24 protein-coding genes and 1 pseudogene are annotated in these 21,460 nt (G+C 73.5%); 7 read left to right on the forward strand and 18 right to left on the reverse strand.

Translation table 11 applies throughout. From position 1 onward, the window contains the following. Together TR50_RS48960 and TR50_RS19705 are read left to right on the forward strand one after the other, a co-directional pair. Positions 1-321: pseudogene (locus TR50_RS48960) on the forward strand (hypothetical protein); the annotation flags it as partial. Further along, a complete protein-coding gene (locus TR50_RS19705; RefSeq protein WP_042422856.1) occupies positions 311-1,105 on the forward strand; it encodes a class I SAM-dependent methyltransferase in 795 nt (264 codons plus the stop codon). The pseudogene TR50_RS48960 and the gene TR50_RS19705, both read left to right, overlap by 11 nt. A 13-nt stretch (positions 1,106-1,118) precedes the next feature. Here TR50_RS19705 and TR50_RS19710 read toward each other — a convergent pair whose 3' ends face one another. The 11 genes from TR50_RS19710 to TR50_RS19760 all read right to left on the reverse strand — a co-directional run bounded on the left by TR50_RS19710 (position 1,119) and on the right by TR50_RS19760 (position 11,438). Continuing rightward, positions 1,119-2,378 (reverse strand): phosphodiester glycosidase family protein, encoded by a 1,260-nt coding sequence (locus TR50_RS19710; RefSeq protein WP_042422859.1) that lies wholly within the window; start codon positions 2,376-2,378, stop codon positions 1,119-1,121. Between the two features lie 122 nt (positions 2,379-2,500). Then, a complete protein-coding gene (locus tag TR50_RS19715) occupies positions 2,501-3,325 on the reverse strand; it encodes a peptidoglycan recognition protein family protein (protein ID WP_052441117.1) in 825 nt (274 codons plus the stop codon). A gap of 49 nt (positions 3,326-3,374) precedes the next feature. Next, on the reverse strand, positions 3,375-3,950 hold the full coding sequence (locus TR50_RS19720) for a 2'-5' RNA ligase family protein (protein WP_236654492.1): 576 nt from the start codon (positions 3,948-3,950) through the stop codon (positions 3,375-3,377). Between the two features lie 365 nt (positions 3,951-4,315). Next, positions 4,316-4,936 (reverse strand): hypothetical protein, encoded by a 621-nt coding sequence (locus TR50_RS19725; RefSeq protein WP_042422862.1) that lies wholly within the window; start codon positions 4,934-4,936, stop codon positions 4,316-4,318. Between the two features lie 189 nt (positions 4,937-5,125). Continuing rightward, positions 5,126-5,350, reverse strand: coding sequence for a ferredoxin (locus tag TR50_RS19730; RefSeq protein WP_052441118.1), 225 nt, complete (start codon positions 5,348-5,350; stop codon positions 5,126-5,128). Between the two features lie 5 nt (positions 5,351-5,355). Next, positions 5,356-6,726, reverse strand: coding sequence for an NADH-ubiquinone oxidoreductase-F iron-sulfur binding region domain-containing protein (locus TR50_RS19735; RefSeq protein WP_084700576.1), 1,371 nt, complete (start codon positions 6,724-6,726; stop codon positions 5,356-5,358). Next, positions 6,723-7,511: a ferric reductase-like transmembrane domain-containing protein gene (locus TR50_RS19740; protein WP_063775105.1), complete on the reverse strand. Its 789-nt coding sequence runs from the start codon at positions 7,509-7,511 to the stop codon at positions 6,723-6,725. The genes TR50_RS19735 and TR50_RS19740 overlap by 4 nt, the downstream gene beginning before the upstream one ends. Next, the gene (locus TR50_RS19745; RefSeq protein WP_063775106.1) at positions 7,508-8,572 is read right to left on the reverse strand and encodes an FAD:protein FMN transferase; all 1,065 of its coding nucleotides are present in this window, start codon (positions 8,570-8,572) and stop codon (positions 7,508-7,510) included. The genes TR50_RS19740 and TR50_RS19745 overlap by 4 nt, the downstream gene beginning before the upstream one ends. After that, a complete protein-coding gene (locus TR50_RS45625) occupies positions 8,569-9,027 on the reverse strand; it encodes a hypothetical protein (protein WP_152648494.1) in 459 nt (152 codons plus the stop codon). Before TR50_RS45625 ends, TR50_RS19745 begins: the two co-directional genes overlap by 4 nt. A gap of 114 nt (positions 9,028-9,141) precedes the next feature. Further along, complete coding sequence (locus TR50_RS19755; RefSeq protein WP_063775107.1) at positions 9,142-10,608, reverse strand: sensor histidine kinase; 1,467 nt, start codon at positions 10,606-10,608, stop codon at positions 9,142-9,144. Further along, on the reverse strand, positions 10,605-11,438 hold the full coding sequence (locus TR50_RS19760) for a response regulator transcription factor (RefSeq protein ID WP_084700578.1): 834 nt from the start codon (positions 11,436-11,438) through the stop codon (positions 10,605-10,607). The genes TR50_RS19755 and TR50_RS19760 overlap by 4 nt, the downstream gene beginning before the upstream one ends. A gap of 185 nt (positions 11,439-11,623) precedes the next feature. Here TR50_RS19760 and TR50_RS19765 point away from each other — a divergent pair, with 185 nt between their 5' ends. Next, positions 11,624-11,935: a hypothetical protein gene (locus TR50_RS19765; RefSeq protein ID WP_042422871.1), complete on the forward strand. Its 312-nt coding sequence runs from the start codon at positions 11,624-11,626 to the stop codon at positions 11,933-11,935. A 30-nt stretch (positions 11,936-11,965) separates the two neighbouring features. On the opposite strand, the gene TR50_RS19770 is transcribed toward TR50_RS19765, so the two are convergent. Next, on the reverse strand, positions 11,966-12,244 hold the full coding sequence (locus TR50_RS19770) for a hypothetical protein (RefSeq protein WP_152648495.1): 279 nt from the start codon (positions 12,242-12,244) through the stop codon (positions 11,966-11,968). A gap of 275 nt (positions 12,245-12,519) precedes the next feature. Here TR50_RS19770 and TR50_RS19775 point away from each other — a divergent pair, with 275 nt between their 5' ends. The 4 genes from TR50_RS19775 to TR50_RS19790 all read left to right on the forward strand — a co-directional run bounded on the left by TR50_RS19775 (position 12,520) and on the right by TR50_RS19790 (position 15,467). After that, entirely contained in the window at positions 12,520-13,428 is a 909-nt protein-coding gene (locus TR50_RS19775; protein WP_084700580.1) for an SPFH domain-containing protein, read from the forward strand. Between the two features lie 8 nt (positions 13,429-13,436). Beyond that, positions 13,437-13,661, forward strand: a complete 225-nt coding sequence (locus tag TR50_RS19780; protein ID WP_042422874.1) for a type II toxin-antitoxin system antitoxin — start codon at positions 13,437-13,439, stop codon at positions 13,659-13,661. Positions 13,662-13,722: 61 nt separating this feature from the next. Next, complete coding sequence (locus TR50_RS19785) at positions 13,723-14,718, forward strand: ABC transporter ATP-binding protein (RefSeq protein ID WP_201776845.1); 996 nt, start codon at positions 13,723-13,725, stop codon at positions 14,716-14,718. Beyond that, a complete protein-coding gene (locus tag TR50_RS19790) occupies positions 14,715-15,467 on the forward strand; it encodes an ABC transporter permease (RefSeq protein WP_042422877.1) in 753 nt (250 codons plus the stop codon). The genes TR50_RS19785 and TR50_RS19790 overlap by 4 nt, the downstream gene beginning before the upstream one ends. 24 nt (positions 15,468-15,491) lie before the next feature. Here the strand turns inward: TR50_RS19790 and TR50_RS19795 are convergent, their stop codons facing one another. The 6 genes from TR50_RS19795 to TR50_RS19820 form a co-directional block, all read right to left on the reverse strand. Beyond that, positions 15,492-15,701: an SGM_3592 family protein gene (locus TR50_RS19795; RefSeq protein WP_042422880.1), complete on the reverse strand. Its 210-nt coding sequence runs from the start codon at positions 15,699-15,701 to the stop codon at positions 15,492-15,494. A 99-nt stretch (positions 15,702-15,800) separates the two neighbouring features. After that, a complete protein-coding gene (locus TR50_RS19800; protein WP_042422883.1) occupies positions 15,801-16,226 on the reverse strand; it encodes a hypothetical protein in 426 nt (141 codons plus the stop codon). Between the two features lie 33 nt (positions 16,227-16,259). Further along, positions 16,260-17,339: a hypothetical protein gene (locus tag TR50_RS48965; protein ID WP_042422887.1), complete on the reverse strand. Its 1,080-nt coding sequence runs from the start codon at positions 17,337-17,339 to the stop codon at positions 16,260-16,262. Between the two features lie 34 nt (positions 17,340-17,373). Further along, entirely contained in the window at positions 17,374-19,260 is a 1,887-nt protein-coding gene (locus TR50_RS19810; RefSeq protein WP_152648496.1) for an nSTAND3 domain-containing NTPase, read from the reverse strand. A gap of 41 nt (positions 19,261-19,301) precedes the next feature. After that, complete coding sequence (locus TR50_RS19815) at positions 19,302-20,054, reverse strand: toll/interleukin-1 receptor domain-containing protein (protein WP_042422893.1); 753 nt, start codon at positions 20,052-20,054, stop codon at positions 19,302-19,304. After that, on the reverse strand, positions 20,047-21,354 hold the full coding sequence (locus TR50_RS19820) for a helix-turn-helix domain-containing protein (protein ID WP_042422896.1): 1,308 nt from the start codon (positions 21,352-21,354) through the stop codon (positions 20,047-20,049). Before TR50_RS19820 ends, TR50_RS19815 begins: the two co-directional genes overlap by 8 nt. Between the last annotated feature and the right edge of the window lie 106 nt (positions 21,355-21,460).

Here is a 21,460-nt window from a genome sequence, read left to right on the forward strand (position 1 = left end):
GGGGGGGCGTCGGGGGCGGGGCGGCTCGGTCGGGTCGAGGGGGCGAAGGCGGAGGCCCGCGCGACCCTCGCCCGCCTCGAACCGGCCGCTTCGGCGGCCTGCGGCCGCCGGCTTCTGCCCGCCGGGCGGCTGCTCAGCGCCCATCCCGACGCGCTGCGCACCGTCGTCCAGCCCCCTTCCGGCAAGGCGTTCCCGACGCGGATCAGCCCCCGCGTCGCCCACGGCACCGGCCAGGCGGAACGGGCGGAGACGATCCAGGGCCGCACCGGAGCACCGACGGCCGGAAGGCCGGTGAGCGTACAGTGGTGTGATGGGCGATGACACCTGGGCCGATCTTGCCGACCAGTTCGCCGACGGCGCCTACGCCACGGTGAAGGGGCGCGTGCGCACCTATGTGATGCACCGGCAGTTGCTGGAGCAGCTGCCGCCGTCCCCGGCGTCCGTGCTCGACGTCGGCGGGGGCGCCGGCCACCAGTCCTTCCCGCTGGCGCAGGCCGGCTACGAGGTGACGCTGCTCGACCCCTCGGCCGCGATGCTCGACAAGGCCAGGGAACGCCTTGCTCGGCTGCCCGCCGACACGCAGGCGCGGGTGACGCTGGTGCAGGCCGACGGCGAACACGCCGAGGAGGCGGTGCGGGGCCGGCGCTTCGACGCCGTGCTCTGCCACGGGGTGCTCGGCTATATGGAGAACCCCGAGCCGCTGGTGGACCAGCTGTGCCGGTGCGCGGCGGACGGCGGCCTGGTGTCGATCATGGCGGGCAACGCGCACGCGATGGCGGTGCGCCCGGCGCTGGAGCGGCGCTGGGAGGACGCGCTCGCGTCGTTCGACGCCACCTCGGAGACCGGCGTGCTGGGCGTGCCGACGTGGCCCACCACCGTGGAGGAGATCAGCGCACTGCTGCGCGACCGCGACGTGGAGCCGGTGCGCTGGTACGGGGTGTGGCTGTTCGTCGACTGGCTCGACTTCGGCGGGACCGAGCTGGATCCGACCGACCGGAAGCAGGTCGAGGCCGCGGCCGCCGTCGAACTCGAGGCGAGCCGCCGCGACCCCTACCGCGCGATGAGCCGCGTCTTCCACCTCGTCGGGCGCAGGCGGCCCGTGTGAGCCGGCACCGTCGTCAGCGGGCGTAGACGGCGACGAAGTCGCGGGTGGCCTGGGTGTAGTAGCGGTCGGCGGCCTCGCCGAAGTCGAGGATGTTGCTGGGCTTGGGGTTCGCCGGGTCCGCGCTCGCGTCGTAGCTCATGAAGGAGGGCCAGGCGCCGTTCATGTCGAGTGGCATGGCGCGCACCGCGCCCGCGTGCTGCATGAGCTCGGCGAGCGTGCGGGCGGACAGGGCCTGGCCGACGACCATGATGATGTCGCCGTTGGCGGTCACCCCGACGCCGGAGCGTTCGACGTACTTCTTGCCCTGGTACGCCCAGCCGTAGGCGTAGGGCACGTCGATGTTCGAGGCGAGGCGGCCGTTGTCGACCATCAGCTGGAGGCACTGGCGCACGCCGACGACGTCCGCGGTCATGGTGACGTCGCGGCCCCAGGTGCCGATGCGGATGGAGCCGTCCTTGTAGAACACCTCGGAGGCCGCGCCGTCACGCAGGGTCCCGTCGGTGCGGCCGGCGAGGTAGAAACCGCCCTTGGAGGTGCCGTCGGTGATCCGGAAGCCACCGTTCCAGGTGGCGATGAGGCCGGTGCGCTGCCCGACCGGGATGGTCGGCGGGACGGCGAAGGTGCCGCCCGGCTCGCGGAAGCCCGGGTGCAGGAAGAACTTCGCGTGGGAGGCGCTGATCCAGGCGACCGCCGCCTCGTAGGAGGAGTGCTCGGCGTCCGGGCGCACGTAAGTGCCCTGGACCAGCGGCAGGCCGCCCGAGGTGACCAGCGCGCGCCAGACGCCCTCGCCCGGAAGGCGCGGGGAGATGCTGGTCGGCATCGGGGCGCGCAGCGGCACGGCCCCGCCCACCGGCGCCGCGCCCTGGGTCGCCTTCATCCGGGCGAGCTCCGCGGGCGAGAGCGAGCCGCCGACGCGCGGCGGGTTCAGCTCGTACTGCCAGTCCTCCAACTGGTTGATCACCAGGCCCAGGTGGTGGTCGCGGCCCCACTCGGCCAGCCGCGCCTCGACGCCGTCGCGTCCGGGGTAGGTCAGCGCCTGTCCGATCGACCAGCCCAGCCAGCTGACGAAGAGCAGGATGGCCGCCAGCACGCAGCGGGTGACGATCTGACGGCGGCGGCGCTGGGCCGCCGTCAGGTCCCTGCGGTGCTTCCACGGCAGCAGCCGACGGCGGCGACGCCGCCCGGGTGCGACGGCGGTGGCGCCGTCCGTGGGGTCGGCGGAGGCGTCGGCGTCGGACGCGTCGGGGAGGACGTCCGCGTCGTGGTCGTTCATGGCGATTCCCTCGGGGCCGGCGCGAGCGGGGCACAGTTCGTCGGATGATGTGTATGCATCACCGGCTCCGGGGTCACGTCACGCACGAGGCGGCTGAATCACCCGCACGCCAGCGGATCGGCTCACCCGCCGGGGGTCGGCTTGGCCCGCAGCACCGGCTTGGAGTTCCCGAAGACGGGATGGTCGGTGGACTGCTGGATGCGGGCGGCGTCCTGGCGGATCCCCGGCAGCGCGGCGTAGAGGGACGAGCCGGGGCAGAGGGTGCAGTCGGCGTCCGTGTGGCCGGAGAGCACCGCGAAGTTGGCGCGGCTGCCCGCCTTGTAGCGGCTCTCGGAGTCGGTGCAGGTCAGCGTCGTCGACGAGAGGGCGTCGACGCCGTGCAGGCTCAGCTTCCAGGCGACCAGCGCCCCGATGGCCTTCAGCATGGCGGGGGTCGGCGACGCGCCGTCGGTGAAGGTGCCGATCGCGGCGATGCCCGCGGTGTTGATGTTGAAGCCGCTGCAGTGCGCGCCGATCACCGGCTGGTCGACCCCGCCGTGGCGTCCCTCGTAGACCGTGCCGAAGCGGTCCACCAGGAAGTTGTAGCCGATGTCGTCCCAGCCGCGCCGACCCGTCTGGTCGTCGTGGATGCTCCAGATGATGCTCGGGACGTCCGCGAGGGAGTACGCGTTGCCGCTGTCCGTGTGATGGACGAAGACCGCCTTGACCGCCTGCGCGTAGCGCGGTGGGGGCAGCGGTTTGGTGGGGGCGACGGTGTCCCAGTCGGCGCGGCGGACGATGGCGGGCTGGTCGGCGACCCAGTGCAGGTCCGCCGGTTCGGCCCACACGCGTGCGGGGGCCGTGTCCGGGCCGACCGCCGTGGAGGCGCGCGCCAGCGCCGCCGTGACGCCGGCGACGAGGGTGGCCTGTGCGGCCCGACGAAGGATCAGGCGCCGTTCGACGTGCATGGGCAAGACGATAAGCAGATGATCGGCCGGTGCGCGCGTCCGCAGCCGGTCACGGGCGTGTCGTGTCCCCGCCGATCGTCCGGCGTAGCTCGCCCGTGCCGAGCCCGACGTACGCGCGCGGCCGCATCGGGTCGTCGGCGCCGCGGCGCGAGAGAAGCGCCAGCTCGACCACCCGTACGGAGTACGCCCCGAGCCGGGCCGCGCACTGCGCGCGCACCCGCCGGGGATCGGTGGTCCGGCCGAGGGACAGGTGCGGGGTGAAGACCTGGAATCGCCCGCGACAGCGCGGGAACCGGTCGACCAGCTCCCCGTGCAGGGCCCGCCAGGGGCCCCCGCCCGCGGCGGCCGGGTCGAGCCAGACGGTGCTGTAGGCGCGGTGCCGGAAGACCCGGACACCGGCGAGCCGGGCCGCGAACGGCGGCACGCACGCGAGCGCCTCGGCGAGCAGGGGAGCGGCGAGGTCGAAGTCGGACTCGGGGACGAACCCGAAGAGCACGTTGACGTGCGGCGGCCAGCGCCGGATCTGCGGGTCGTGGTCCCGGCGCACGGCCTGCACCGGCGGCCACAGCTCCTCGGGCGGGAGCCAGGCCAGGGCCGTACGGGGCGTCGGCGCGACGTCGAACACCGCTGCGAGGTCTGCGCGCCCCGGGCCGTGCAGTGGTGGGCCGGGTCGCGGCGGGCTCGGCCGTGGCGGGCCCGGTCGGGTCATCGGCCCACCGTCCTCGCGCTCGCCGACAGTCTCCTGCGCCCTCCGGCCGTCACCCGCCCACTCCGGCGGTCTCCCGCGCCGGACGATCGACGGGGCTGCGGTCCCGGGATGCCGGAGTACCCACGTTCCCGGCATCCCGGGTGAGGAGCCGCGAGGTCACCTGTCCATGCCCTCGCGACACGGGGCTCCGGCCGCTCAAAGCGGAGTCCCCGCAGTGGCCACGTACCCCCGCTGGCCTGCGCGAATCATGTCGCTGTGCGTGGCGGACCGGGCCGCGAGGGTCACCTGCCGACGTGGCCCGGCGTCCAGCCGGAGACCAGGTGGACGCCCAGCAGGGCGACCGCCAGGCCCGCGCCCAGGGCCGCGGCGAGCAGCGCCCAGCGCAGACCGCGACCGGCCACCGCGTCGCGGCGCAGGTCCGAGACGACCAGCCGGGGCAGCCGCCACAGGTGGACCAGCACGTGGATCCCGGCCAGGCCCACCCAGAGGACGAACGACGCCTTGTGCAGGAAGAGCACCTGGTCGGCCGTTCGGCCGCGGCCCAGCAGCGCGAGGGTGATGCCGGTGGTCAGCACGGCCGCGGAGGTGAGCACCAGCAGCGGGCCGAGCAGGCGCAGCGGCATCGGGGGCGCGCCCTTGCGCCGGTAGGAGGCCGCGCCCGTGTAGTACCGGACGGCGCGGTAGCAGGTCGAGCCGATCTTCAGCGCGACCGGGCCCGTCAGCAGCAGGCCGACGAAGATGTGGACCGTGAGCAGCCGTGTCAGGGACAGGATCGTGAAGCCCTGGACGGCGAAGAGCACCAGCAGCACCGTGCCGGTGGCGGCCGTCAGCCGTTCGTTGCCCTCGGGGCCGCGCGCTGCGCGGTGCTCCTGACGGGTCACGGCGGCGGGAGCAGTGGTCACCGGTGGATCCTTCCGGGGCGGCGCAAGGACCTCGCGCGCAGGACTCGGACTCGTGCGCTGAGTCTGCACGACCGGTGACTAAGAACTCGTTCAGCTCCCTGTCCGCCAGGTCCCTTTCGGCCAGGTCGCTTTCCACCAGCTCTCTGTCCGCCAGGCCCCCTTTGGCCGCACCGCTCCTGACGTCCGGCGTCAGGGGCGGGTGCGGTCCAGACGGAGCGCCAGCACCGGGCAGGCCGCCACGGCGCGGCGCGCGTGCGCGGCCAGCTCGGGTGGAACGGTCGCGGAGTGGACGATCGGGAAACCCCACTCGTCCAGCGACAGCAGCTCCGGCAGCAGCTCGGCGCAGGCCCCGTGGCCCTCGCACGCGATCCGGTCCAGGCGCAGGGACAGATCGGTCGATCGGGTGATCGCCATGCCGGTCACCTCCATTCGTCCGCGCCGGGCACGGAGCCCGTCGGCACGTGCAGCACCGGCGCGTGGTCGACCGCCGGGCAGGGCCCGTGGTGCAGATGGCGCTCCACCTCGGCGGCGAAGGTCCGCAGCGCGGTGGCGGCGAACCGGGACGCGCCGTCCGGATGCCGGCAGGCCCCGCGACCGGCCAGCAGGCCGACTCGGCGCTCCAGCCGCCGCAGCCCGTCCGGATCGAGCCGGCCGAAGGCGAGCGCCGCGAAGTCCTCCGCGACGGCGGGCAGCCCGAACCGGCACGGGCCGCACTGCTGGGCGCCGTTGCGGGCCAGGAACGCCAGCACCGACGCGGTCTCCGCGAGCCCGCAGGCCCGCTCGGGCAGCGCGACCAGCACACCCGCTCCGGGTCCCGCGCCGAGCTGGGCGAGGTCCTGCTTGGTGAACCGCGTCGGCAGCGCCTCGTCCGCCGGGAGCCAGCTGCCGAAGAACCCGCCGACCAGCACCGCGGACAGCGGCTCGCTCGGCCCGCCGCCGTGCGCGAGCAGGCGTCCCAGCGGCGCGCCCATCGGCGCCTCGTAGACGCCGGGATGCCGGACCGCCCCGCCGAGGGTGACCAGCGTGGTGCCGGGAGCGTCGGGCGCACCCGCCTGCCGGTACCAGGCCGGGCCGTAGCGGGCGATCAGCGCCAGGTGGGCCAGCGTCTCGACGTTGTCGATCAGGGTCGGGCGCTTGCCGACGCCCTTCTCGAACGGGCGCGGCGGCGTGGACATCGGCCGGGCGTCGCCGCCGTTCAGCCAGCGCACCAGCGCGCTCTCCTCGCTGGAGACGTAGTGGTGCGGCAGCTCGTGGAGGCGCACCGGCACGCCGCCGACGCGGTGGCGCTCGCGCTCGGCCAGGGCCGCGTGCAGTTCGTGCACCTGGTGCTGCCGGGTGCGGGCGACGCACAGGTGCGCTTCGCGCGCGCCGACCGCCTCCGCGGCCAGCGCGATCCCGTCCAGGACCAGGTGCGGCGCGAGCTGGAGCAGCGTCGCGTCCTTGGCGCTCGCGGGCTCGCTCTCCATCGCGTTGGCGACCACCACGGCCGGACCACGTCCGTCCGCGACGGCCTGCAGCTTGCGGGCCGTCGGGAAGGCCGCGCCGCCGCGACCGGTCAGACCGGCCTCCTCGACGGCGTGGATCAGCGGCGCCGGGCCGCCGCGACCGCCCCGGCGGGCGCGGTCGAGCGGCAGCGGGCCGTAACGGTCCAGATGGTCCGCCAGGTCGGCGGCCCGCCCGGAGGTGAACCAGCCCGACAGCAGCCGGGTGCCGTGCGGACCCGGAGCCGAGCCGTCGCCGGGGACGGTAGGGAGGGGCCGGGTGGACTCGTGGACGCTCTCGGCGGTCATCGCGTGGCCCCCTTCACGGGTTCTTGTGTCAAGCCGGAGGTCAGAGCGTGCGACGGGTCCTGCGGCGTCGCCTGCGTCAGTGACACCGCCGTCGGCGCGGGGCCCTCGGCGCGGTGGGACCAGCCGGGCGCGAGCGGTCCGACATGGAGGAAGACGACCAGGGCGAGCGGCACGGCCAGGGTCGCCGCGCCCGCCGCCAGGCGGACGGTGGCGTGGCCCGGTCCGGCGCGGAACAGGCGCCACCACACGGCCAGCACGACCACACCCAGGCAGGCGGCGTAGAGGGCGAGCTGAAGGGAGTCCTTGGTGTCCGTCCCGGTCCCGGCCGCGTGGAAGACCGCGAAGGGCCATGAGCCGTACGCCAGCCAGTGGATCGCCTTCCACCGCCGCTGCCCGAGCCGCATCCGCACGCCGGCGGTCGCGCTGGTGAGCGTGACGGCCAGCAGCAGGTCGAAGGCGACGGTGCCGAGCCCCAGCCACAGCGTGCGGTAGCCGGACGTGAACGGCACCAGGGTGATCCACCAGCCCAGGTGGACGAAGGTGTCCAGAACCGCCGTGACGATGTGCAGGGCCAGGAAGACCAGCGTCAGGAACGCCAGGTTCCGGTGCAGGTTGGTGACCTCGAACCGGGCGATGGTGCGCGGCGTGTGCCGTCCGCCGACGGCGATGCCGAGGGCGACGGTGGCGGTCAGCAGGACCAGCGCGACGGTGCCGCCCGCGCGGGTGGCGTACCACAGCGGGCTGGGCGCGGTGCTCGCGGCGAGCAGGACGGTGGTGGGGGTCATGCCGCGCCTCGCTCGTTCGGGGTGCCGCTGGGAGTGCGGTCGCGGGCACCCTCCGGGTTGTCGCCCCGGACGGTGCCCGACACGCCGTTCGGTGCGGGGGAGGGAACGTCCTCCGGCCAGCCGCCGACGCGGACCACGTCGCCGTCCTCGCGGACCAGTCGGGCGGGCAGCCCGGCGTGGCGGAGCGCGGCGGGGGCGTCGGGGCCGAGGACCATCGCGGCCGTGGCGGCGGTGTTCGCGGCGACGCAGGACGGGGCCGCGACGGTGACGGTGCGCCAGCAGGCCGCCGGGTTGCGGCCGGTGCGCGGATCCACGATGTGGTGCACGCGCTGCCCGGCACGCTGCCAGGCGCGCACGGCGGAGCCGGACGTCGCCAGCCCGCCGCTGTGCACGGCGACGACGGGGGAGTCGGGCGCGGGCGCCCGGTGGTCGTCCGCGATCGAGACGCGCCAGCCGCCGTCCGGGGTCCCGCCCGCGACGGACAGGTCGCCGCCGAGGTTCACCAGTACGCCGCAGCGCACCGCGGCGGCTATCCGGTGGGCGGCGCGGTCCGCCGCCCACGCCTTGGCGGTCGCGCCGAGGTCCAGCGCGGTCCCGGCGGGCAGCCGGACGCGCCGGCGGGCGAAGTCCCACTCCACGTTCCGGTAGCCGGGGGCGGGCGCGGTCGCGGGCGCGCCGAGCTGCTCGGGGCGCAGCGAGGCGAAGGTGCGGTCGTAGCCGAGGCCGAGGACGGACGCGCCGACGGTCGGGTCGACCAGGCCGCGGCTCTCCGCGGCCGCACGCCACGCCACGTCCAGCGCCTCGGCGAGCAGCGGCCCGACGACCACGGTCGCACCGTCGGCCGCGTTGACGCGGGACAGCTCGGAGTCGACGCGGAACCGGCTGCACGCGGCGTCGACCGCCGCGAGTTCCGCGTGCAGCAGCCGCAGGGCGGGCGCCAGCCGCGTCGGGTCGGTCACCAGCAGATGGGCCGTCGTCCCGAAGACGGGGAAGTTCGCCTGGCCCGGACGGTCGTCCGGATCACGGGCCGGATCATGGGAGGGGGACGCGGGGCTGCTCATGAGCCACCCGAGGTGGTGTGGGTCGGCTGCGGCGCCGGGGCCGGCGGGGGAGCGACGGTCGTCGGGGGCGGCGCGACGGGGGTCGGCGGGATGTAGGGCGCGGCCGAGGTGTGCACCGGCGCGGGCACCGGGGCCGTGCGGTGGGGCGTCGCGGAGCGCGTCGACGGCGCCTGCGTGTGCGTAGCCGTCGCCTTGGGCGAGGCGGACGCGCTCAGGCTCGGGGTGGCGGAGGGGCTCGTGGGAGCGGCCGAGGGCGTCGTGGGCGAGGGGCTCGGCGCGCTGCCCGCGCTGCTGCCGCCGCCCGTGCTGGAGGCCTGGGCATAGCCCGTGGCCAGCGCGACCGTACCGACGGCGGCGGCCGCCGTCACCCAGCGCGTGGTGTTGCCGACGCGGCGCACCGATCGGTCGCGGCGGTGGGACCGGGCGCGGGCAGCGGGCTGCTCGGGCGCATCCATCTGGCGTCTCCTCGGGATCGGTGAGCGGCTACCGCACCAGCCTGCACACCCCCGCCCTGGGATTTCGGTTCAGGAACTCTTAAGAACCGGTAAACATCGGCTTCTGTGAGGCGATCATCCGTGTGGCGTCCCGGTTCCGCCCTCGTGCTCTCCGCCCTCTTCGCCGCGTCCCGAGCGGCGCTCGCGGCGGACGGGACGGGCCGGACGGGCGGGGCGAGTCGGACGGGTGGCGCGTGAGTCGGACGGGCCGGCGGGGAGCGAGAGGCGGACGGTCAGTCCGCCGCCGGGCGTCTCCTCCAGCGTCGCGCGACCGCCGTTGGCGGTGACCAGTCGGTGCACGATCGCCAGACCGAGTCCGGTCCCGCTCTCCCGCCCGGTGTCGAAGCGCCGGAACGCGCGCTCCCGCGCCGAGGCGTCCATGCCGGGCCCGTGGTCGACCACGGCCAGCTCGACCGCGCCGCCCTCCGCGTCGCGGCTGGTGCGGATCTCCACCTGTCCGCCCGCCGGAGCCGCCTCCAGCGCGTTGGCGAACAGGTTGTCCAGCGCCTGCTCCAGGTCGCCCGGCCCCATCGACGCCGTCACTCCGACCGGTCCGCTCGCGGTGAACCGCACCTCGCGCTCCTCGGCCACCGGCTCCCAGGCGGCGATCCGGTCCGCGACGACGCGGTCGAGGCGCACCGAGGTCGCCCGGGGCACGGAGTTCTCGGCGCGGGCCACGGCGAGCAGGCCGTCGACCATCCGGGACAGGCGCGCGATCTCCTCCTGCGCCCCGGCCAGCTCCACGGCGACGTCGTCCTCCACGTCGGCGGCCAGCAGGTCCAGCCGCAGGCGCAGCGCGGTGAGCGGCGTGCGCAGCTGGTGGGACACGTCGGCGATCACCGCGCGGTGGCCGTGGATCAGGTTCTCGGTCCGGGCCGCCATGGCGTTGAAGGTCGCCGCCAGCCGACGCACCTCCGGCGGCCCGTCCGTGACCGCCGCCCGCGCGCCGAGATCGCCCTCGCCCAGGCGCGCGGCCGCGTCGTCCAGTTTGACCAGCGGCCGCCCCACCCAACGCGCCAACCGGGTGGCCACGAGGAGCGCCGCGGCCAGCGCGCCGAGCGCGCAGAGGCTGAGCCAGCCCCAGACCTCCACCAGCTGCCGGTTCAGGTCGCCGGTCGGCCGTGAGTAGAGCAGCGCGCCCGACGGCGGAACGGTGTCGTCGACCGGGACCGCCATGGTCAGCCAGCCGTCGTCCTGCCGGGTCTGCGCCTGACCGGTACGCAGCACGTCCGCGACGGCGGACGGCGGAAGGGCGGTGGCGTGGCACGCGGTGGAGAGGATGACCGTGCCGTGCTTGTCGTAGACCTGCGCGCAGTCGCCGTGCCGGCCCGCGTTCGCGACCTGCTCGGCGGCCTCGGTGTCGGGGTGGTTGTCGGAGAGGTGCTCCTCGGCGGCGGAGGCGACCGAGCGGGCCCGCGCGGCGGTCTCCTCGCGGAAGGAGTCGTGCTCGCGGTCGGTGATCGAGATGCCGAGCGGCACCACGGCGAGCACCAGCAGGGCGACGATCAGCGCCCCCACGCTGAGGGCGATCCGTCGCGTCACGACCGGACGTCCGGCGCGGGGGCCTCCCGGCCGGGGGCGGCGACGTCCTGGCGGCCGGCCTCGGCCGCGTCCCTGTCGCTGTCGTCGGTGCCGGTGCCGGTGCCGGTGCCGGTGTCGGTGTCGGGTTCCGTGACGCCGGACGGGTCGCCCAGGCGGAAGCCGCGACCGTAGACGGTCTCGACGAGACCGGGTGCGCCGAGCTTGCGGCGCAGCGCGGCGACGTGGACGTCCAGCACCTTGGTCGGCCCGTACCAGTGCGCGTCCCAGGCGCGCTCCAGGATCTCCTGCCGGGTGACCACCCGGCCGGGATCGACCGCCAGGCAGTGCAGGATGTCGAACTCCTTGGGCGTCAGCGCTATCTCCTGTGCGCCGACGGTGACGCGCCGGGTGCGCGGGTCGACCGTCAGCGGGCCGTGCACGATCAGCTCCGTGCCGCTCGGGCGGGTGCGCCGCAGCACCGCGCGCAGCCGGGCCAGCAGTTCGGCCAGGCCGAACGGCTTGACCAGGTAGTCGTCCGCGCCCTCGTCGAGCGCCGCGACGCGGTCTGCCTCCTCGCCCCGCGCGGTCACCACGATGATCGCCGCGTCCGACTGCCGGCGCAGCCGACGGCAGACCTCCACACCGTCCAGGTCGGGCAGCCCCAGGTCCAGCAGGACGACGTCGGGGACGGGCCGCGCGCCGAGCGCCTCGGCTCCGGTCCCCGCGCAGCGGACGGCGTAGCCGGCCCGGGTCAGCCCGCGCACGAGCGAGTCCGCGATGCCCTGGTCGTCCTCGACGACCAGCACGGACAGGGTGGCGCTCGCCCCTGCGGTGTCGGTGACCTGTGCCATTGCCCCAGCGTAGAGCCTGCCCCGGGATGGTCCCGGCCGCAGCGGGCGCCCGGGCCGGGATCTTAACCGGATTTGAAGAGGATCCGTACCGGCGTTTGACGGGCCTTCACGCACACTGGAGTCATGAGGCGAGGAGCCCCCTGGCGGGCTTCCTGCCGTTCCGCGCTCCAGGGGGAGGAGGCCGCATGTCCGCTGCCCAACCGTACCGACCGCCCACCGGTCCGTACGAGCGCCGCAGCGCCGGGCTGCTCCGCGTGCGCCGGGTGACCCGGTGGACCCTCGTCGGCTCGGCCGCCTCGGCCCTCGTCCTCGGCCTGGGCTACGCCCACGCCCTGCCCGACCTGGCCTCCCTCCTCCCGTCGCACGCCTCCGACGGAGGCAGCGGCGGGGGCGGCGGCGGTGGCGTCGGCGACTTCACCGGCGGCGGCGGTGCACAGGCGCCCTCCCTGCCGGGTGCGGGCTCGGGCGGCAGCCACACCTCCACCGGCGCGTCCTGACTCCTCGTCCGCCCTCGCCCCGTCACCGCGTCACCGCGTCACCCTCACCGCACCACCCCTCCGGTCCCGACCGCCGTCTTTGCCGCCGCAGCCCCCGGCAAAGGCCCCGGCCGGGGCCACTCGGGCCTCTCGGCCCAGGCCGTAGCGGGCGAAGAGGTCAGCGCGGATCAGCTCCGCAGGGGCTTCCGCGCCCGGCAGCAGCATGCCGATGCACGCGCCCATCAGCGCGCCGCGCAGCACCGGGTGGTCGGCCTGGACACCGCCCCGGGCCCCCGCGCCCCGCACCGCGAGGGCCACCCTGACGGCCACCGCCAGGCCTGTCGCCCGCCGCCGCACCGGTCACGCACCGACCGCCCCCGTCCGGCACCTCGAAGGCGGTCCGTCCCGGCCGCTTGCCCTTGCGGGCTTGTCGCCGTCGCCCGGGCCCTGCAGATCTTGCCGGCCGCTCGCTCCTGTGGTTCGCCCCGCCGCCCGCTCGTGCGGTTGGTCCCGCCGCTCGTCCCGGCGACTCCTCCCCTCCGCCCGATCCCGCCGGCCGACCCCTGGGCCCGATTAAAGTGATATCTCTATACTGGCGCTGTTGGATGCCCGAGGCATTCGGGCTGAATCGAGTGAGCGAGGCGGTCCGGATGGACGGGGTGGCGGCGGCGATCAGCGAGCGGGTGGCGCGCAGTGTGCCGGGGGCGGTCGGCCTGGTGGCCGGCCTCGGGTTGGTCGCCGGGGGCGCCGCGCTCGTGGGGAGCGCGCGGGCGGCCGGGGTGGTCCTGCTCGTGCTGGGGGCGCTGGCCCTCGGGGGGCTGACGGCCGTCGCCCCGGGGCAGGCGCGGGTGGTGTCGCTCTTCGGCCGCTACGACGGGACCGTCCGCACGACCGGTCTGCGCTGGGTGAACCCCTTCACCAAGCGCCAGCGCGTGTCGACCCGGATCCGCAACCACGAGACGGCCACGCTCAAGGTCAACGACGCCGACGGCAACCCGATCGAGATGGCGGCGGTCGTCGTCTGGCAGGTGGCCGACACCGCCAAGTCGGTCTACGGCGTCGAGGACGTCGTGGCCTTCGTCGCGACGCAGGCCGAGACCGCCGTGCGGCACGTCGCCGGCAGCTACCCGTACGACGCGCGCGGCGAGGACCGCCTCACGCTGCGCGAGAACGCCGAGGAGATCACCTCCCGGATGTCCGAGGAGATCGCGCAGCGGGTCGCCCTGGGCGGCGTGTCCGTGGTCGAGTCGCGCATCACGCGCCTGTCCTACGCGCCGGAGATCGCGCAGGCGATGCTCCGCCGCCAGCAGGCGGACGCGATCGTCGACGCCCGCCGCCGGGTGGTGGAGGGCGCGGTCGGCATGGTGCGGATGGCGCTGGAGCAGCTCACCGAGGAGGATCTGGTGGACCTGGACGAGGAGCGCAAGGCGGCGATGGTCTCCAACCTGCTCGTCGTGCTGTGTAGCGAGTCCGCGACCCAGCCGGTCGTGAACACCGGCACCCTCTACCAGTAGGCGGGACCGTGGGGGAACGGAAGAACATCCTCCTGCGGCTCGATCCGGCGGTGCACGACGCGCTGGCCCGGTGGGCCGGGGACGAGCTGCGCAGCACCACCGCCCAGATCGAGCTGCTGCTGCGCCGCGCCCTCGCGGACGCCGGGCGGCTGCCGAACAACGTCGGCGGCCTGCCCCGGCGGGGCCGCCCGCCCAAGCGCCCTCACTCGGAGGAGGACCAGCAGGAAGCGTGAATCCGCAGGTCGGGGGCCGTGGACCTGCACCGCTTAAAGTGATATCACTTAAAGTGTGACGGTGAAACGAGACGGCGCCACGACCCGCAGCGCGGCGGCCCGGACGGGCCCCGCGATCGTCGTGGACGGACTGACCAAGCGCTTCGGCGAGCGCACCGCGTTCGCCGACGTGACCTTCGACGTCGCCTACGGCGAGGTCTTCGGGTTCCTCGGGCCCAACGGCGCGGGCAAGACCACCACGGTGCGCACACTCGGCACCCTGCTGGCGCCCACCTCCGGCAACGCGACGGTCGCGGGCCTGCCGCTGACGGAGGCCAACGGCGTCGAGATCCGCCGCCGGATCGCGGTCATGCCGGAGTCGCCGGGCCTGTACCTGCGCCTGAGCGTCGCGGAGAACCTGGAGTTCTTCGCCGGCCTGTACGAGCTCGACGACCGGCGCGCGCGCATCGAGCGCGCGCTGCGCGCCGTCAACCTGCTGGACCGGGCGAGCGACCCGTGCCGCGCGCTCTCCAAGGGCCTGCGGCAGCGCGTCGGACTGGCCCGCGCCCTGCTGAGCGACCCGGAGATCCTCTTCCTCGACGAGCCCACCTCCGGCCTGGACCCGCTCGCGGCGCGCGACGTGCACGACCTCATCGACGGCATGCGCCGCCAGGGCGTCACGATCTTCCTGACCACGCACCGCCTCGCCGAGGCCGAGGCGCTGTGCGACCGCGTCGGCATCATGAACACCACGCTGCGCACCATCGGCCGTCCCGACGAGCTGCGCGAGCAGCTGTTCGCCAAGACCCTCCAGATCGCCACCCGCGACCCGCTGACCGACCCTGACGCGGTGTTCGGCGGACTTCCCGGCGTCGAGGGCTGGCACGACGGCGCCGCAGCCGCCGGCGGGGCCGCCTACGTGCTCACCGTCACGGACGCGGAGCTCGCGGCGCCCGCCGTCGCCCGCGCGGTGGTGGGCGCGGGCGCGGACCTGCTCGCCCTCAGCCCGTCCCGCCACTCCCTGGAGGACGTCTACCTCCAGCTCATCGACGAGGACGTGGAGGCGCGGACCCGATGAACACGACGATCAACCCGATGAGCTGGACCCGGATCCGCGCCCTGATCCGCAAGGAGATCAACGACTACCGGCGCAACCGCTTCATCGCCGTCACGATGGCGGTGCTGCCGGTGGTCTTCATGATCAGCCCGGTGATCACCATCTTCAAGCTGCCCGCCGACGCCCCGGCGTCGCGGATCGACACGGTGGTCGGCCTCTCCCTGCTCTACCTCATGCTGATCCCCGCCCTCGTCCCGGCGGTCGTCGCCTCCTACGCGGTGGTCGGCGAGCGCGAACAGGGCACCCTCGAACCGGTGTTGACCACACCTGTGCGTCCCGCCGAGTTCCTGGTCGGCAAGGCGCTGGCCGCGCTCCTGCCGACGCTGCTGATCTCGTACGTGATGTACGGGATCTTCCTGGGCGCGGTGGGGGCGTTCGCGCACGAGAACGTCGTCCACGACATCTTCGAGGCGCCCAGGATCCTCGCGCAGCTGCTGTTCACGCCGCTGCTGGCCGGCTGGTCGATCTGGGTGGGCATCGCCATCTCCACCCGCAGCGGCGACGTCCGCGTCGCCCAGCAGCTCAGCTCGTTCGCGAGCCTGCCGCCGCTGGCGGTGGCCGCGCTGGTGGGCTTCGACGTCATCAAGCCCACGCTGACGGTGGCTCTGGGCCTGGGCCTCGCCCTGCTGGTGATCGACGTGCTCGCTTGGCGGGTGGTCTCCGTCCTGTTCCACCGCGAGCGCCTGCTCACGGGCGGCGTCAAGGCCTGACGCCGCCCGCCCGGCTGGTCGGCCCTACCTCCAGCGGCGTCGCCGCCGCCCGAAGAACCACCCCGCCGGCGGCTTGTCCGCCCGCCACGGCTGCGGCTCCGGCGCCTCCCGGCGCCACCGCGCCGCCAGCATCCGCGCCCGCGCCGACGGCTCACTGTGCTCCGCGCCCCGGACGAACGCCTCGTCCAGGACGACGCCGTCCCAGTCCCCGGCAGCCCCTCGGTCCTCCAACATCCGTCCTCCGCCCGCTCCCGACCCTGCCCCCGCAGGGTCGACGATGCGCCCAGTCTGCAACATCGCCCGTCAAGTCCACGTGAGGGCGAAAATGAGGGATCAAGTCGGTGACGGGGCAGTCACATGGAGATTGGTGATCCTGCCGCTCTGGACCACTGGACCCCGGTGCACGCCGCCGAGCACGGTGTTGTGGACGCTTGTCCGCTCAGTCGGGTCCGGCCCCGGTGCGAGCGCGTCGAGCAGCGCGCGCATCTCATCGATCGCCGAAGCATCCTGCCGCAGCAGCCGCTGGAAGCGGGCCCGCCATTCGACCTCGATGTCGCCAGCCAGCTCTCCGCGCGCGGCGGTCGGCAATGCCACCAACTCGGCGCGGGCCTCGTCGAGATCCGCTGCAGCCGCCAGGGGGTTACGCCGGGAGAACAGACGGCTGAACCGCTCCTTCACGCCTTTCCAGGAATCCGAGATCATCAACCCGATCAGGGCCGTGGCCGCCGAGGCCGCGAGCTTCTCCATCTCGCTGTCCATGGTTCCTCCGTTGAAGTTCGATCGTAGGGGTCGCTACTGCTCGTCGGGGCTGTCGGAAACCGCCGGGTCGCACGGCTCGGACTGCGGGTTGTCGAAACGCCGACGCAGTTCAGCGGCGATCTCCGGCCTGCCGTGGGCGGCGAAGGCGTCGGCCACTCTCCCCACCAGAAGGCCTCGGGCCGGGTCGTCGTTCGGGATGCCCTCCGTGACGAGCAGGGCCTCGAAGTGGTCAGCTCCGCTCGGAGGTTGCGGCTCTTCGGAGCGAGCCTGCCCCATGGTCCCCGCCTCCGGCCCCGCAGACGTCGTGGCCGGGGCTGCCGCTGCCAAGGAGGGCACGAGATGGCGGAACTGCGTCGGCACCTCCGAGTTCCGCGCCGCTGAGGAGAGCTGGGTGAGCAGCCCTATGTCGCTCACCGTCTTCTCGATGTGGTCGTCGTTCCTGGCCAGCCACCAGACCACGGCGCTGCCAGTGTCCTTGAGCACGTCCTCGCCCAGGTACTCGCGCCTGCTCTGCTCGTACTTCCGCTCGTGCTCCCAGACAGCCTTGTCCTTGCGGACCGACGCGAGCTTGTCGAGGCGCTCCTGGTCCCGCTCGGCGAGGGCGAGGGTGACGGACTCGGCCATGACGTCGAGGTAGCCCGTCGGATCCTCCTGCATCCGGCCCAGCGCCCCGTTCAGCTCGTGCTGGACGAGCGACGCTCTGGCGGGATCCCGCTTCTCGGTGATCGCGCTTGCCCGAGCCAGGATGGCGTCGACGGCGACGCCCGCTGGATTGATGACCGGTTCCTCGGCCGTCTTGCCGGTGGGGCACCAGCGTACTGTCGCCGCGAACCGGAAGTCGTAGTCCTCCCAGGCGCTGGGCAGGCTCACCTGGGTGACTCGCTGGTCGCGCCGCTCGACCGGGGCCACCGGAAGGTGGGGGATCAGCTCTAGGGGGACGGGATTGCGTCGCCGGCCGGCCACGGCGGAGGACGCCACCGGCGTGACTACCGCCAGGGCCACGAGCGTGAGCCAGGACCACAGGGGCCACTGGGACTCAAGGTCGACGACGGCGAACAGCAAGCCACAGATGACAGTGACGAAGGTGATCACAGTCTTGCAGCCGGACGTCATGGGTGTTGCCTCCTGGAGTACGGATGACGGGGGGTCAAGCGACCGAGAAGCCCTGGACGGCGTCGATTCTCTGCCGCAGCGTCGTGGTGACGGCGTGCCGAGCGCTTTCGGGCGCGGCGTGGACGGACCGGTGCGCCCAGTCGCGGGCGGCGGTGTAGAGGCGACCGAGGTGGTCACCCTTCCCGTCGCAGGCGTCGACGAGCACACCGGTGAGGAGTTCGGCGACCCCTGCCGCCTCGCAGGCGAGGTCGAACCAGCGGCACGCCGTTTCCTGCCAGTCTGGCAAGCGGCGGGCGGTGAAGACGCCGCACCATCCCAGGACCAGACTCTTCCGCAGCGTGGAGTCGGTGATCAGGACACTGGGATCGGCGAGCGCGAGGAACAGTTCGGTGTCGGCCCTCCACGGCCGGTCGAGGGGAGCCGCCGCGATGCGGCGCAAGAGGAGCCGGTGCAGCCACCGATCGCCGGAGGCGAGCCGCAGCAGTGCCTCCTGCGCGCTGGTGCCTCGGTGTTGGCGTCGTGCGAGGTGGTGCAGCCGGACGAGGGCCTGGTCCGGATGGCGGATCGCCATCACCTCCGCGCACACGCCGACCAGGACGGCCGTGAGCCCGACGTTCTGGCTTTCCAATGACCAGTGGTAGATGCGCCGACGGAAGGAGCGGCCGTGTTCCCGGCTTTTCAGGCCGTGCTCCAGGACTTGGGCGGCCGCCCGGAGCTGGCGACCGTCCGGCGAGGTGGTCCAGGCGGGCACCAGTTCGCAGAGCAGCTCTCGGTCGCCGGTGCTGAGGCACTGATCGGCGAAGCGCTTGACCAGGGCGTCACGGTCTGCGTCGGTGAGCTCGGGGGCGCCGATCTCGTCAGCGACCCAGACAGACAGGGCGGGGCGCACACCCTGCAGGTAGCGCCAAAAGTGCTCGCGCACGGCCTTGTCGAATCCGAGCCTTTCGAAGCGCACTCGTCCGTCTGCGGCGGTGCGCGCACCGACCTCGTCCAGGCGCTGGAAGAGATCAGTGCGTTCCAGGAGCGGGCTCTGGTCTTGCGGATGGGACAAGACGGTGAGCAGGGCGGTCGTGCCACGGTCGACGGCGTCCCCGTGGGCCTCGTGCAGCATGGCGGTGACGAGCAGCAACGCCCTCTGGGACCCGTCGCGCAGACGGTGCACCAGCTGCGCCACTTCGTCGCTGCGGTCGGCAGCCGCGTCGACGGCGGCTGCGCACCAGTCGGCGAAGTCTCCTTGGCCATCGTCCCGTTCGCTTGCCTGGACGATGAGTTGGGCTACGGCGGCGACCTCGTGCAGCGGCCGGTTCGCGTGAAGGAACTCGGCCAGTGCCGGAGGCGTCCCGTCGTCGATGCGGATCCCGGCGGTGGTCAGATAGCGGCGGAGCACGCGAGGTCGCTCGGCCGCCTCGATGGCGACCCGGAACCGCTCCAGCGCCTCTGGCAGGGGGGTGGCGGCGGTCGCGGGCAGCACGACCACGAGGTGCGCACGGTGCCAGCGGACCCGCTCGCGGAAGCTCTCCAACTGGCTCCGGATGTCCGGCCAGAAGCGGCCGCCGGTTTCGCTGAGGTCGAGCAGGAGCCGGGCGTCGGGGCCAACGTCCACCGAGGCGAGGTCGCGTGCCCGCTCCTCGTCGTCGTCCTCGGCGATGAGCTCGTAGAACGGGCGGGCGTCGCCCCGCAGTTCGTGCAGGAGCATGCGGGCGGCGGAGGTCCGGCCGCAGCCGGCGGGCCCGCTTAGAATGACCAGGTGCTCGGCCGCCAGGGTGCGGCGCGCTGCAGCGAAGCTGTCGGGGTACACGAAACGTTCGCGGAGCCAGGCCAGTTCCTCCTCGGCGAGTCGACGAGGTGTCCTGCCGCGGGCATCGCGGGTGAGCTGCTCCGTGACGTAGTAGACATACTGGTCGCCGGACCCGGTGTGCACGCTGCCGTGTGTGCCCGAGACATCGGTGCGGAAGGAATCAGTCACCGCCCGCCGTCCCGTCGCCGACGTGGGCCGCTGAAGTCATTCCTGATCGTTCCCCGGACGTCGCCCTGCACGTAGGTGGCGCCGTCGCCGGAGAACTCGTTGTGGTTGCCGTGGTAGTGGCGTTCGTGGATGTCCCCCCTGCCCGTGTGCACGGGGCCGTGGTTGCCCTTGACAACCGTGCCCACGTCACCGCTGATGTCTCGGGTCTGGACGCTCGTGCCCCGTAGGTTGTCGACGGAGTTGTGCACGCTGCCCGGAACCGGGTCGGTGTCGGGACGGGCCGCAGTGTCGGCCTGTCGCAGGGCGGAGACGAGTGCGACGAGTTCGTCGCCGATGCGGCGCAGGCCCGTCTCGGCGTCGTTGAGGTCGAGGCGCAGGGACTGAGACTCGGCAATCTCGCGCAACTCGGGCGGGAAGTCCGCGACGCGCAGCCGCTCGGTGCGACGTCCCTCGAGGACCGGGATCACTGGAATGCCGTACTCGAGGGCCGTCAGGATCTCCCGCCGGACCCAGTCGCTCTCGTCGTGCAGGGAACCGGAGTCGAACCACGACTCCCCGATGACCGCCAGCAGGACGGCACTGCGCCGGATGTTGTCGAGCAGTTCGCGCGGATACCTGGCGCCAGGGCGGATCGATTTCGAGGCGCGGAAAATCCGTTCGCTGCCGAAACGGTGGGACAGCTCGCGTTCGATCAACGTCGCTGTCTTGTCGCCGTCGCCGGTCCGGTAGTTGATGAAGACATCAGGCACGTGTCGCTCCCCTGGGGTCGATGAGGTGCAGGGACGAGGTGAGGTCGGGCGTCAGGTCGCGCACTGACGCGTTGCCCGGATGCCGGGCCAGCACGCGGGCCAGCTTGCGCAGGTCGGCCGCGATGGTCGCCGACCCCACCACCGGAAGCGTGCCGAGCAGCTCGCGGGCCAGTGCGCAGGCTTGGTCAATGTCCCCCGCTGTCGCGTGGGCGAGTGCCTGGCGCGCCCCGTAGCGAGCGCGGGTGCGCATCGCCTCCGGCGGTATCCGATGCAGCTGCTCGGCCAGCATTTCGGCCGCCTGCCGGGGGCGTCCGAGGTCGTGGAGGCACCAGCCGAGGATCATCGCTGCGGGATCAGGAAGGTTCCGGGTGCCCAGAATCGACCGATGGCTCTCGTGGGCTGCTTGTTCGAGCAGGTCGCGCGCTCGGTCGAGACTGTTCAGGCTGGCGCACTCGTCGCCGGCGAGGGCGTGCCCCTGCGCCTCCCGCTGCGCCGCCAGGCCGCGGATCCGGGCAGGGGCGTTCCGCGTTTGGGCTTGCTGGGCCAGGGCGACGGTCCGATCGGCGTCCTCCCGGTAGAGCGTCACCAATGCGCGGCGGACGAGGGCGTAGGCGGCGAGATCGTCGTCGCCTCCGGCGGCTGCGAGGGCCACGGCGCGCTGCGTCCACCACAGTGCCCCTTGGTCGTCCCCTGTCTCCTGGACCAGCCAGCCGACGTACTCGGCGTATCGGGAGCCGAGCCTGAGCAGCGCGAGTCGCAGCGGGCCCTCGGCTTGGCCAGACAGCTCGCGCAGGCTGTGGGTCTGGGCGATAAGGGTGGGCAGCAGGTAGGACGGGCTCACCGACTGCCCCAGCTTCCGGTACTGGTCCAGCATCAGGCCGGAGGTCTCCAGGACCATCGGGGCCTGGGCGGCGACGGGACCGCCAGGCTCACCACCGAACCGGATGCTCAGGGCCGAGGCGAACCCGGCGCCGACGACCTGACGGCGACTCAACGATCCGAATACGTTGGACCCGTCCGGGGACAGCTGCAACGACCACACCTCCTCGTCGTGCTCCGTAGGCACAATCACTTCCTCCGGCGGTAGCACCGGCGCCAGGGCGGACAACCGGCCGTCCGCCCCGAGCGCCGTGTCGCAGAGGCGTGCCAGGGCGCGGCTCGGGGACTTGAGACCCCGCTCCACCTTGCTCAACTGCCCTTTGCTGTAGTGCACAGACGCCGCGAGACCGGTGAGCGTGAGCCCGGCGGCGAGCCGCAGCCTTCGCAGTTCTCGCCCGAACTCGCCTGGCTGCCAAGCCACATGAGCCTCCTTGTGCCTGTTCGGCAGCCCTGCCGCAGAACAGGTTGCGACGACCGGCCCTGCACGAACAAGGCGACCGTGAGGGTTTCCCGTTGCCACTTCGTAG

The sequence above is a fragment of the Streptacidiphilus anmyonensis genome, from assembly GCF_000787855.1.
Lineage (GTDB): Bacteria > Actinomycetota > Actinomycetes > Streptomycetales > Streptomycetaceae > Streptacidiphilus > Streptacidiphilus anmyonensis.